This is a genomic window from Zoogloea sp., assembly GCF_017302315.1.
Classification (GTDB): domain Bacteria; phylum Pseudomonadota; class Gammaproteobacteria; order Burkholderiales; family Rhodocyclaceae; genus Zoogloea.
On sequence record NZ_JAFLDT010000015.1, the window covers coordinates 27,680 to 40,388 of the forward strand.

The 12,709-nt window shown below is 65.2% G+C and carries 9 protein-coding genes and 1 tRNA gene; 3 read left to right on the forward strand and 7 right to left on the reverse strand.

The window, feature by feature from the left end; genetic code table 11:
* Positions 1–14: 14 nt before the first annotated feature.
* Positions 15–1,640 (reverse strand): DUF1302 domain-containing protein, encoded by a 1,626-nt coding sequence (locus tag J0L98_RS07240; protein ID WP_296410995.1) that lies wholly within the window; start codon positions 1,638–1,640, stop codon positions 15–17.
* 260 nt (positions 1,641–1,900) lie between these two features.
* On the opposite strand from J0L98_RS07240, the gene J0L98_RS07245 reads away from it, so the two are divergent.
* On the forward strand, positions 1,901–2,791 hold the full coding sequence (locus J0L98_RS07245) for a LysR substrate-binding domain-containing protein (protein ID WP_296410963.1): 891 nt from the start codon (positions 1,901–1,903) through the stop codon (positions 2,789–2,791).
* A 108-nt stretch (positions 2,792–2,899) separates the two neighbouring features.
* Complete coding sequence (locus J0L98_RS07250; protein ID WP_296410965.1) at positions 2,900–4,048, forward strand: glycerophosphodiester phosphodiesterase; 1,149 nt, start codon at positions 2,900–2,902, stop codon at positions 4,046–4,048.
* A gap of 184 nt (positions 4,049–4,232) precedes the next feature.
* On the opposite strand, the gene chrA is transcribed toward J0L98_RS07250, so the two are convergent.
* The 6 genes from chrA to J0L98_RS07280 form a co-directional block, all read right to left on the reverse strand.
* Entirely contained in the window at positions 4,233–5,603 is a 1,371-nt protein-coding gene (gene chrA, locus J0L98_RS07255) for a chromate efflux transporter (protein WP_296410966.1), read from the reverse strand.
* 119 nt (positions 5,604–5,722) lie between these two features.
* Complete coding sequence (locus J0L98_RS07260; protein WP_296410968.1) at positions 5,723–7,780, reverse strand: bifunctional 2',3'-cyclic-nucleotide 2'-phosphodiesterase/3'-nucleotidase; 2,058 nt, start codon at positions 7,778–7,780, stop codon at positions 5,723–5,725.
* A gap of 152 nt (positions 7,781–7,932) precedes the next feature.
* Positions 7,933–8,448, reverse strand: a complete 516-nt coding sequence (locus tag J0L98_RS07265; protein ID WP_296410969.1) for a hypothetical protein — start codon at positions 8,446–8,448, stop codon at positions 7,933–7,935.
* Positions 8,449–8,477: 29 nt separating this feature from the next.
* Positions 8,478–9,548 (reverse strand): hypothetical protein, encoded by a 1,071-nt coding sequence (locus tag J0L98_RS07270; protein WP_296410971.1) that lies wholly within the window; start codon positions 9,546–9,548, stop codon positions 8,478–8,480.
* A 335-nt stretch (positions 9,549–9,883) separates the two neighbouring features.
* A complete protein-coding gene (locus tag J0L98_RS07275) occupies positions 9,884–11,377 on the reverse strand; it encodes a hypothetical protein (RefSeq protein ID WP_296410973.1) in 1,494 nt (497 codons plus the stop codon).
* 107 nt (positions 11,378–11,484) lie between these two features.
* Positions 11,485–11,561: transfer RNA gene (locus J0L98_RS07280), tRNA-Met, on the reverse strand.
* Between the two features lie 249 nt (positions 11,562–11,810).
* On the opposite strand from J0L98_RS07280, the gene J0L98_RS07285 reads away from it, so the two are divergent.
* Positions 11,811–12,659 carry a 3-hydroxybutyryl-CoA dehydrogenase gene (locus tag J0L98_RS07285; protein WP_296410974.1) on the forward strand — a complete coding sequence of 283 codons (849 nt, stop codon included), beginning with the start codon at positions 11,811–11,813 and terminating at the stop codon, positions 12,657–12,659.
* Positions 12,660–12,709: the final 50 nt, after the last annotated feature.

Sequence of the window (12,709 nt, forward strand, 5' to 3'; positions counted from 1 at the left end):
TGTTCTTGTTCGAATCAGAAGGTGCGCTGGATCGACAGGGACACGAAGTCGCGGTCGCCATGGAAGTTCTGGTAGGACAGCTCGGGCACGGCCGTGCCGTAGCGCACCACCGAACCTGCCGAACCGAAGTAGTGGGTGTAGTTGAGGCCGGCCTGCCAGGTCTTCTGGTAGTCCGCCTTCACGCCCAGGCTGAAGTTGCCGCCCTGCTCGGCCGGAAACAGCGCGCCGTTCACCGAGGAGCGCCCGCTGATGCCGTAGGAAAGGCCGATGGGCACCTGCAGATCGACGCCGGGCAGCACCTGGAAGTACTCGGGCTGGAAGATGAACTGCAGGGCGCTGGCGTCCTTGGTGGCCAGGGGGTCGAGCTGGTTGGGGTTGTCGCTGATGGACAGGCGGCGGTTGTAGGCAAACTCGCCCAGGAAGGAGGCACCTTCCCACAGGGCACTGGCGCCCAGCACGCTGACGGCCGACACGTTGAGGTGCAGGGTCTTGCCCACCGGGAAGGCGGCACGGCGCTTGCCGTTGGAGTCGGCGCCGGTGATCACCGCGTTGCCGGAGGCCACCAGGGGCATGTTGTCGCGGAAGGACAGCTCCGCCGCCACGTTGGTCTCACCCACCAGGGTGCTGATGCTGGCGCCGACGGTGCGGATGTTCTCGGCGTACACCATCACGTAGTCGCCCACGCTGCCGGCCTTCACATTGACGCCGGGGCGGGCGTAGAACTGGGGCATCTTGTCGTGGAACTGGGCGGCGTAGAAGCCGTATTCGGTGTCGCCGGACTTGAGCTTGACCTGGAAGCCCCCCTGGCCGGAGTTGCGCGCCTCGATGTCCTGGCCGCGGTAAAGCACCGCACCCGGGCCGAGAATCAGGGACTCACCCCCCGCATCCACGAAGTCGGCAAAGCTGAAGTAGCTGCCCGCCGCTGGCAGACGCGACTTGCGCCATTCCAACTGGTAGTAGGCCCCCACCGACAGGGTCGGGCTGAGCTGCACCTGGGTGGATACCTGCCCCACCGGGCGGGCGATCTCCTTGAACTGGGAGTTGGGCACCGACAGGGCCTTGACCAGATCCAGCGGGGTCTGGGCGCCGGCGATGCCGTTGTTGCCGAAGAACAGGCTCTCGCCGTAGAGCTGGGTGAAGCGCCCGCCCTTGAGGTTGACGCTGAGATCGCCGGGGGTGAGGTTGGCGTAGCCAAAGACGTCCATCAGCTCGGCCTTGCGGCCATGGAGCTGCTCGGTGGCCCGGGTGAATTCACCCGCCGGCACCGAGCGGGCGTTGACCAGCGCACCACCGAGGGCGCCCCGGTTGTCATTGCCGCGGTTGTAAACGTCGTCGTACCAGGCGGCACCGCTGACACGAAAGCCGAAATCCTTGCGATAACGGAATTCGAATTCGGAGAGCAGATCGAGGCGGTTGGAGATCAGGCCCTTGCCGAAATTCTGGTCACCATCGTTGGTGTTGGCCTGGGGGCCGAGGGAGTTGTCGGCGACCCTGGGGTCGACGCTGCGCACACGAAAGGCGTTGCTGTACTTGACGGTGTTGTCCCAGGACATGACCACATCGGAGGTGCCCGAGTCGATCTGGAATGCGGCCGCAGTGCCGCTCGCCATGACCGCCACCGCGGCGGCAATGGCGGTCATGGCGACGGGCGCGCGGCGCTGGCTGGCACGGCAGGGCGCAGCTTGTCCGCAGAAACGCTTGTTCATGTCTTCCTCCTCTTTCGTATGTGTCTTGCGTCTTGTTACCCGTCTGGCGAGGGCCTTGCGCCTGGAGCGCAGCGGGTTGAAGCGCAAGTTATCGACTCGAAGGATTACCGTCCAATACCATTATTTCCCCCACTCAATACCTCCAGGGTATGATCAAACCCAGCGCCAGCCGGCGCACGCACCCGGAGATTCCAATGGACTTGCGCCACCTGCGCTATTTCGTTGCCGTGGCAGAGGAAGAGAACATCGGCCGCGCTGCTGCGCGCCTGCATATCTCCCAGCCGCCCCTGACCCGCCAAATCCAGCAACTGGAAGAGGAGCTGGGCGTCACCCTGTTCACCCGCACGCCCCGGGGCATGACGCTGACCCAGGCGGGCGAGCTCTTCCTGGATGAAGCGCGCAACATCCGCGCGCTCGTGGAGCAGGCCACCGAGCGCACCCAGCGGGCCGGTCAGGGCAAGCTCGGACGCATTGACGTGGCGATCTTCGGCTCCGCCATCCTGGACGCCATCCCGAAGTTGCTGCTGGCCTTCCGCAACCACCACCCGGACGTGAAGGTGGTGCTGCACACCATGACCAAGGCGGAGCAGATCGAGGCCCTGCGTCAGCGCCGCATCTCGGTGGGCTTCAACCGCATGCTCGCGCCCCTCGAAGATCTGGAGACCAGGCAGGTCACCACCGAGAAACTGCTGCTGGCCGTGCGCGCGGACCATCCGCTGGCCCGGCTGGAGAGCATTCCCTTTGCCGAGCTGCAGCACCACCCCCTGGTGCTCTTCCCCACCGGGGCCCGGCCAAGCTTCATCGACAAGGTGATCGGCCTGTGCAGCGAGCGCGGCTTTCAGCCGAAGATCTCCCAGGAGGTGGGTGATGCGGTGACCGGGGTGGCCCTTGTGGCAGGGGGTTTCGGGGTGTGCCTGGTACCCGAGTCGGCCACCACGCTGCAATTTCCCGGTGTGGTCTACGCCCCCCTCTCGGACACACCGCCCAACTTCAAAGTGGACCTGAGCTGCCTCTACCGCAAGGGCGATGCCTCACCCATCCTGGCGGCATTTCTGCAGACGGTGGCGGAATACGGCAAGAGCTGAAACGGCGGCCTGGGGGGCTTGGTCACGGGATCTTAACGGCGGGGGGCTAGATTGGCATGTCCTACCCGCACACGAATCCCGGAATATCCATCGACGGAGCCCCGCCCCATGAAGATCAAGTCCCTTGTCCCGCTGCTCTCCCTCGCCCTCCTCCAGGCCTGTGGCGGAAGCGACGACGACAACCCCGCCTTCAAGACCCTGTCCGGCAACGCACCGCTGGTGATCGGCCACCGGGGTTCATCGGGCACCCTGCCTGAGCACACTCTGGAGTCCTACAAGTCCGCCATCGAACAGGGCGCCGACTACATCGAACCCGATCTGGTGCTGACCAAGGACGGCGTCATGATCGCCCGTCACGAGCCGGTGCTGGACGGCACCACCGATGTGGCCAGCAAGTTCCCGGAGTCGCGCAAGAGCACCCGCAATTTGGATGGTGTGCCCACCACGGCCTACTTCGCGAGTGACTTCACCCTGGCCGAGATCCGCACCCTGCGCGCGGTGCAGGCCCGCGCCGACCGCTCCCAGGCCTACAACGGCCTGTTCGGCATTCCGACCCTCGATGAGGTCATCGCCCTGGCCAAGTCCGAAGGCACGCGGCTCGGCCGTACCGTGGGGATCTACCCGGAGATCAAGCACTCCACCTTCCATGCCGACGAGGTGCGCTTCGGGGCCAATGTGTTCGAGGACAAGCTGCTGACCACCCTGCACACCGCCTACGGCAACGTGGCGAGTGCTCCGGTGTTCATCCAGTCCTTCGAGGTCAGCAACCTGCAGTACCTCAACACCAAGACCAACATCAAGCTGGTGCAGTTGATCGACGCCGACGATGTGAAGGACGATGGCAGCATGTCGCTGGTGGCGCCTTATCACAAGCCCTATGACTTCGTGGTCAAGAACGACGGCCGCAGCTTTGCCGATCTGCTGACCTCGTCGGGCCTGGACTTCGTCAAGACCTACGCCGACGCTGTGGGGCCGTGGAAGCCCTATCTGGTGAAGACCGTGAATGACAAGGTCGAGCGCACCGGCGACGCCACCCTGACCATCAACGACCGGCGTGTGGACGGCAGCACCGGCGTCATCGAACTGGCCCACCAAAAGGGCCTGATGGTGCACACCTGGACCTTCCGCGACGACGCCAGCGGCTACGGCTTCAAGGATCCGAAGGCCGAGATGCAGTACTACATGCGCCTGGGCATCGACGGGGTGTTCACCGACTTCCCGGCCACCGGCGTGGCGGCGCTCCAGGGAATCAAATAAGCCCGGCCCCTGCAAAGACGCAGGGCACGCCCCCGTGCCCTGCGGGGCTCGGAGGGTGTGCAGAAATTGTCGCGAACGATTCGAGTTCGCGCCGGGAAGCGCAGCCGTATAAAGCTGCGGTGAGGGGTACGGTGAGCATCGCAGGGGCGAACTCGGGCTGTGCCGTAGATCTACTCACACCCGCTCAGGCCAGGCTCCTGAGCAACAGACCCAGCAGCGCGCAGGCGCCGATCACATGCAGGACGCTACGCTTGTAGCGGAACAGGGCCACGGCCGCCAGCACCCCAATGAGCGCGGCCATCGTGTCGAAGCGCCCGGCAAAGCCCGCCGGCCACAGCACGTGATAGCCAAAGAACAGCGCAAGATTGAGGATGACGCCAACCACGGCGGCGGTAATGGCCGTGAGGGGCGCGGTGAATTTCAGATCACCATGGGTGGTTTCGATGAAAGGCCCGCCGGCCAGGATGAAGACAAAGGACGGCAGGAAGGTGAACCAGGTGACCAAGGTGGCGGCCAGGGCACCGGCGAGGAAGAGACTGTCGGGGCCGAATACCGCCTTGACGTAGCCGCCGACGAAGCCGACGAAGGCCACCACCATGATCAGCGGCCCCGGCGTGGTTTCGCCCAGGGCCAGGCCATCGATCATCTGCAGCGGGGTGAGCCAGCCGTAGGTCACGATGGCGCCCTGATAGACATAGGGCAGCACCGCATAGGCCCCGCCGAAGGTCAGCAGCGCGGCCTTTGTAAAGAACCACCCCATCTGCGTCAGGGTGTGCTGCCAGCCCAGGCCCGCCGTGAGCAGGCCCATGGGCAGCGCCCACAGCAGGGCACCGATGAGCACCACCTGCATCGTCCTGCGCCAGCGGAACACCGCATGCGCGGGCGTCGGCGTGTCGTCGTCGATGAGTGCGCCGCCGTGGGGCGAAATGCCGACCGTGGCGTGACCACCTCCGGTCTTGAAGGCGTCGGGCACGCGCCGCCCACCCACGTAGCCCACCAGGGCCGCAAGGGCAACGATGGCCGGAAAGGGCACCTTGAGGGCGAAGATGGCCACGAAGGACGCCGCCGCAATCGCCCACAGGGTGCCGTTCTTCAACGCCCGGGAGCCGATGCGCCAGGCCGCCTGCAGCACGATGGCCGTGACCGCCGGCTTGATGCCATAAAACAGCCCGGCCACCAGCGGCATCTCGCCGAAGGCCACATAGACCCATGACAGGCCGATCAGGATGAACAGGGAGGGCAGCACGAACAGGGTGCCGGCCACGATGCCGCCCCAGCTACGGTGCATCAGCCAGCCGATATAGGTGGCCAGTTGCTGGGCCTCCGGCCCCGGCAGCACCATGCAGTAGTTGAGGGCGTGCAGGAAGCGCCGTTCGGAGATCCAGCGCCGGTTCTCGACCAGCTCCTGGTGCATCAGGGCGATCTGCCCGGCCGGCCCGCCAAAGCTGATGAAGCCCAGCTTGAGCCAGAACAGGAAGGCCTCGCGCAGGCTGACCGCCGCTGGCGCACCATTGGCGCCCCCAGTGCTGGGGAGAGGATGGGGCTGTGCGTTCATGACCCCATTATCTCAGACATACCCGGGCCCCCTCGCCCACCGGGTGCCCCCGGAGGGACACAAAAAACTGGAAATACGGGTCGCGCACCCCGCAAGGCCGCGCGACCCGCTCGACCCGATCAGTGCGCCAGGTCAATGGTGTACACGCCCAGGCCCTTGCCCGAACCATCGTCGTCACGCAGCACGCTGATGTTGCCCAGCCCCAGGGCCGTGGCCACGCCGAGCTTGCCGCTGGCCGACTTGAAGGTCACCGGGCCGGCCACCGACACCGGCGTGAAGCGCCAGCTACGGGTGGCACCGTCGGCGGCGAAGGTGAGGTTGCGGCGGGCCTTGATGTAGTCGATCAGCACATCCCGGTTGGCATCCGGGGACGCGTAGATCACGTTGCTGCCGTTGAGGCCGGGGAAGCTGCCGCCGCCCGAACCTCGGTAGTTGTTGGTGGCCACGATGAACTCGGCCACGGTGTCGATGGCCGCGCCCTTGTATTTGAGGTTACGGATGCGACTGCCGACGGGCTGAGTGACGTCGATTTCGTAGCTCAGGTCGGCCGAGGTGAACACGTCGAAGTTGTAGCCGGGGAAGCTCGACACCAGGGCTTGCTCGGTGGTCAGCGCAGGGTTGATCTGGTTGAAACGCTCGGCGGACTTCTCCAGCCAGGCCTTGATGCCCGCCCCGGTCACCTTCACCGCGTACACGGTGTTGGGGAAGAGATACAGGTCGGCGGCGTTGTTGATGGCCACGTTGCCGGCCTTCACGTCGGTGAAGTCCGAACCGCCGGCAAAACCGCTCTTGAAGGGGGCGCTGACCGACAGCACCGGCAGGTTCTTGTAGGCCGGCAGGTTGGCGGCCACGTAGCGGGCCACGTAATCAGCCTGGGCCGCATTGACCACCTGGATCGCCGACACATCACCCACGTCGGCGAAATAGGTGTTGAGATTGAAGTCGGACTGGCCGATGGGCGTCTTCACGTAGTCGATGGCCGAGGCATGCTCAGCCTGCACGACCGCGGAGATGGCGGGGTCGGTGACCACGTAGGTGCGGGTGGCGGAATCGAGCAGGGCCTTGCGCAGGCTCACCTGGGTCTTGTCGCGGACGACGCTCCATTTGCCGTTCTTCACTTCGAGGGAATAGTTGATCACCCCGATGGCCTTGCCCCAGTAGCTGGGCATCACGGCCGGCACGCCATGGAGGGTGCCCTTCACCTTGTCCACCCCGCTGGCGTTGCAGTCGGTGGTGCTACAGGCCGCATTGGGAAACTCGCTATGGGAATGGCCCATCAGGATGCCGTCGATGCCGGCCTGCTTGGCCAGGTGGTAGTTGGCGTTCTCCATCGTCGCCGAGTACGCGCTGCTGTCAAAGCCCCCGTGGGAGGCGGCGATCACCAGATCGGCCCCTTCGGCGCGGGCCATGGGCACGTATTTGCCGGCCGCTTCGACAACACCCTGCACATCCACTTTGCCATCCAGCCAGCGCTTGTCCCAGGACAGGATGGGGGGCGGGGTGAAGCCGATGACCGCAACCTTGATCTTGCCCTCGAAGGTCTTGCCGTCCTTGTCCACCCCGGTGATCTTGCGCTCAAGCATCACATAGGGCTTGTAGAGGGTCTGACCGTCCTTGCGGCTGGTGACGTTGGCCAAGGCGAGAGGAAAGTCCGGCCCCTTGCACAGGGTTTGCGCCGCAGGTTCGGGCATGCCCTCCACATTGAAGCGGGTGCCCGTAACCTGGGCCAGATACGGCAGGCCGTAGTTGAATTCATGATTGCCCAGGGTGCCGGCGTCGTAGCCGACGGCGTCCATGGCCTTGTAGGTGGCGAGCTTGGTGGAGCACGACACCGGGGACACCAGCGCCTGATAGTCGGCCAGGGCCGTCCCCTGGATGGTGTCGCCGTTGTCGATCAGGACCGTGTTCGGAAACTCCGCACGGGCCTGGCGGATCAGGGTGGCGGTGCGCTCGAAGCCGACCGACTTGTCTTCAGCGAGCTTGAAGTAGTCATAGCTCAGGAGGTTGGCATGGAGATCGGTGGTTTCCAGCACCACCAGCTGGGCAGTGCCCGCCTCGGGCAGCCGGCTGCTTTTGTCGTCATCACCTCCGCAGGCCGCCAGGACCAGCGCGGACGAAAAAACGACAGCCCCGAGGGCCCGACGGCGAAACCGGGATGGCAAGGAATGGAAAGACATGGCGAGGATCGTGGAAGTTGAGAAACCACGAACGCTACCCAGGCTTCATGACGCGACGATGAGCGCCGTGTGATGTTCCCTGGACGACAATCGGGGGACGGCCCCTGCGTGCCGACGCCCCCTCACCCCGCCGGCCCGGCCGGCCGCTTGCCTTACTCCTCTTCTTTCTGGGCCACCAGATAGCCGACGCTGATCTGCACGCTTTCGATCAGCTCCATGGTGGCGGTGGCCTGGCTCGCCAGGAGGGCGTTGAAGCGGGCGTAGAGGTCACTTTCCTGATCCATCAGTTTGGACAGGGTATTGACCTTCTTGACGCTGGCGGCTTCGGTGGCGATGGCCTGCAGCCCCTCCAGCCACTGGGTCTGCTGGGTGGCCAGGCGCTGCATGACCGCCGCCTGGATGGCCAGACTCTCGGTGAACAGGCTGGCGTCCAGGCGGGGCTGGGCGGCCAGGCGCATCATGGCCTGGCAACTCTGCATCTGACGGGTGACGGACTGGGTGATCAGCTCCTGCCACTGGCCCAGATGGCCGAGCTGTGGCGCCGAAGGCAGCGCAGGCAGGGTACCCGGTGCGGGGGCAAGGCTGGTGAGCAGGCGGACGTGGGCCTGGTGAAGTTGTTGCATCTGGCGGAGGGCGTCTTCCGCGAGGGTCGAGAGTGCGGTGTTCATGGCTGGAGCTTTCTCGCGATGTCGCGGGTTCATTGGCCGCCGAGGCGTTGCAGCATGCCGTGGATGGCCTGGATCTGGATGGCCTGTTTCGAGTAATAGTCCGGGCTCTGGGGATCTTCCGCCGTGTAGCCCCACCAGTCCCAGCACCCTTCCGGGTTCTGGCTGACGGCGTTGTCGGTGCCCTCGGCCTGGGGGTAAAGGATGATCAGGTTGTTGGCATCGGCCATCTCGTTATAGCCGGTGGTCGTGAAATAGCGATTGCCGTAGGGCGGGCAGTTTTCCAGGTCGGGCTGACCATTCACGAAGTTTACGTAGTTGTAGCCCTGCTTGCAGCCATGCAGCGCCACATGCACCCGGCACGGCGCCCCCTCCTCCACCGCCTTGGGCACATAGGCATAGGCAAACTCGCTCATGCTGGCCCGCGGATTGCCAGCGAAGAACTCGCTCTGGTCGAAGCGCACGATACGCCCGGTCAGGCGCTCGGCGGGCGGCTTGAGGGGGCCGTAGATGTGCTCCAGGATGACCCGCGACTGCATGAAGCCACCCTGGTTGATGTAGGGCGGACGATTGACGCCGAGGGGGTTGTCCTCCGGGTTGTCGGTGATGATCGAGTGCCCCGCGGGCAGGGTGTTCTCGTAATGGATCGCGGCCGGAGCCACGCCCAGCATCTCGTAGAAGCGGCGGGTGGTGTCCACCACACTGGAATCCACCACCTTGTCCTCGGTACCCGTAAAGATGTAGACCCGCTGGCCGGCCAGGTTCTCCACCGCATCGATCAGGCCCTGCGCGGCCGTTTCCCGCGCCACTTCGGCGAGCTTGGCCGGATTGGGTGCGGCCTGGGGAATGAGCGGATTCATGCACACGTAGAGGGCATTGAGGGTGAGGGCATCTTCGGCAATGGCGGCCGCCGCGCGGTAGGACTCGGCGCAGCGGAAGGGACCACCGGCAATGATGCCCGCCCCGACGAAGGTGGCCGAATGGGCCAGATGCAGCTGAACCGTCATGAAGGCCCCGGACGACAGCCCGGAAACGGAACTCTGACTGAGATCGGCGTTGAAGGCGCCCAGTGGCGGTGCAACAGAAGATTTCTCGTTCGACATGGCAACTCCCGGGGGTTAGGGGATTCGACGGAAACGTTATGCGGAGTGCCGCTGGATGGCACCCGAAGGCGGACGGACTGCCTATTCAAGTTACATCACGGAGATGACGGAAGAAAGAAATTTGTTGCAGCGCAAGATGGAACAGGCCGCGCCACTCCCGGGATTCTCCAAGCGAAACGGGAAATGTGTTACACGCCCGCCCCGCTGAGCGCTTGCGAAGACATCGCGGCGAGCGGTGGGAAGCCGCGCCGGGAAGCGCAGCCACACACGGGGTGCGGTGCGCACCGCAGGAGCGAAGTCGAGCCGCGCAGAGGATTCGTTCGCAAGCTCGGCGATCAGTGGCCAGACGCGCCCCAGGCCAGTTTCAGGGTCCAGGGCTCGCCCGAAACGGCGGTGGCACCGTAGCCGGCGTCATCGGCCATGTCGATGGCCTCGGGCGCAAGACCAGACTCATGGCGGGCCCACATGCGGGCATACATGGCCTCCAGCGCACCGGTGTAGGCCACCACATTGAACAGGGCCGCTGCACGGCGGCTCGAGGCAAAGCGCGTGCGCAGATCAGCGAGACAGGACGGGTCCCGGGCCAGGGACAAGGCCAGCACCCGGTAGGCCTCGGGCGTGGTGGTGATGGCTTCCGGCAGGCCGGCGGCGAGCAGCAGCCCGCCCGCCACGCGGGAAGCAAAGGTGCTGCCGGCACAGGTGACCAGCGGCACACCAGCCCACAGGGCATCGCTGGCCGTGGTGTGGGCGTTGTAGGGCCAGGTGTCCAACATCAGATCGATGGCCGGCAGCCGGGCCAGATGCTCGGCCTGGGGCAGGCCCGGGGCGAAGATCAGCCGGTCGGGCAGCACGCCGCGGGCCAGGGCCTCGTTGCGCAGGTTGCCCCGGGCATGGGGGTCATCCAGCAGCCACAGCACGCTGCCGGGCACCTCGTTGAGCAGGCTGCACCACACATCGAAAACCTGGGGTGTGAACTTCCAGGCCTGGTTGAAACACGCGAACACAAAGGCGCCTTCGGGCAGGCCCAACCCGGCCCGGTCGGGCAGTGCATGGTCCGTATCCGCCACCCGGCCATGGGGCTGGTAGCTGTGGGGCATGCAGGCCAAGGCCTCGGAGTAGTCGGCAGCGGCAGCGGCCGGCGTCACAAAGCGGTCGCTGATCAGGTAATCCACAAAGCCCTGCCCGGACGTACCCGGGTAGCCCAGGAAGCTCACCTGCACCGGCGCCGCGCGATGGGCCAACAACATGGTGCGGCTGCCCTCGGTATAGCCTTTCAGGTCCACGAGGATGTCCACGCCATCGTCGCGGATGAGCGCGGCCGCCTCCAGGTCGCTCAGGCCGGCAATGTCATTGAAGCGATGAAACGCCGCCATCAGCCGCTCGCGCATGCCCTTGCCGTCGTTCTTGCCATGGCTGTAGGCATAGAGCTCCACATGCCCGGCCCGGTGGGCTTCCAGCATCTCGACCATCAGCAGGGCCGTAGCGTGCTGATGGAAATCCCCCGACAGATAGCCGATCTTCAGCGGCCCGGCCGGCCGGGGAAGGACTGCCGCGCCCGTCGCGACGTCGCCCGGACTCCCCTCAGCCTGAAAACGGGCCAGCCGCGCCTCAAGCCAGCGGGTCGCGCAGCTACGTTGGGTGGCCGCGTCGATGCCCGGCATGGCCAGCAGCAGGAAGGGCGGCCACACCGGCCCATCGGCCCGCGCCAGATCGGCACGCACCCGATCCGGCCACAGGTCGAAGTCGTCCCATTCACACCAGGCGCGTCTCCGCACATAGTGGAGGATCTGTCGGCTTGCCGACACGTCAGCGCGGGATTCGGTGTGCATACGGGAATGCAGCAAGATTCACGCCATTGGGGCTGACGTGCGGAAGCCGGGCGTGAAAAAGCATCAAGGCTCAATCGCCTGCGCGATTGAGCCTTGATGCTTTTGTTTGGTTGCGGGGGCAGGATTTGAACCTGCGACCTTCGGGTTATGAGCCCGACGAGCTGCCAGACTGCTCCACCCCGCGTCAGAGAAACGAGATATTAGACGATCCCGCGGCGAGAGTCAAATTTATTTTGCAGCGCATCATGAATTTCCGTGCCGGGAGCGGGGGGCATCGCCCTGACGGGGTAGTACGGGCATGTTCCCAAGTCACCCTCCGGCTGACTCCGGTATCCTCCCGCAGCGCAGCAAACGGCGGAGGGCAGCGCGCTCCGTCGTCCCTGCGCATCCAAAAACAGCCTTTCAAGAATTCAACGCAACAAGGAGCAACAGCATGGCAATTCAGAACATTGGCGTGATCGGCGCCGGCACCATGGGTAACGGCATTGCCCAGGTCTGCGCCCTGGCGGGTGTGGGCGTGGTGATGGTGGACATCTCCACCGAAGCGGTCGAGCGCGGCCTCAAGACGGTGGCCGGGAGCCTGGACCGCATGGTCAAGAAGGAGAAGATCTCCGAAGCCGACAAGGCTGCGGCCTTGGGCCGCATCAAGGGCAGCACGGCCTACGCCGACCTGGCGGGCACCGACCTGGTGATCGAGGCTGCCACCGAGAACGAGGGGCTCAAGCTGCGCATCCTCAAGGAGATCGATGGCATCGTCCCGGCCACCACGGTGATCGCCACCAACACCTCGTCGATCTCCATCACCAAGCTGGCGGCATCCGTCTCCAGCCCCTCACGCTTCATCGGCATGCACTTCTTCAATCCGGTCCCGCTGATGGCGCTGGTGGAGCTGATCCGCGGCCTGCAGACCTCCGACGAGACCGTCGCAGCGGTGCAGGCCTTCGCCACGGCCATCGGCAAGACGCCCATCGCCGTCAAGAACAGCCCGGGGTTCGTGGTCAATCGCATCCTGTGTCCGATGATCAACGAAGCCATCTTCGCCCTTCAGGAGGGCCTGGCCTCGGCGGCGGACATCGACGAGGGCATGAAGCTGGGCTGCAACCACCCCATCGGCCCCCTGGCCCTGGCCGACCTGATCGGTCTGGACACCATGCTTGCGGTGATGGAGGTGTTCTACGACGGTTTCAATGACCCCAAGTACCGCCCCGCCCCGCTGCTCAAGGAGATGGTGGATGCGGGTTACCTGGGCCGCAAGACCGGCCAGGGCTTCTACCAGTATTGATACACCAACTTCCCCCGCTCTGGTCGGGGGAGGCACGGCCCATGCTTTGG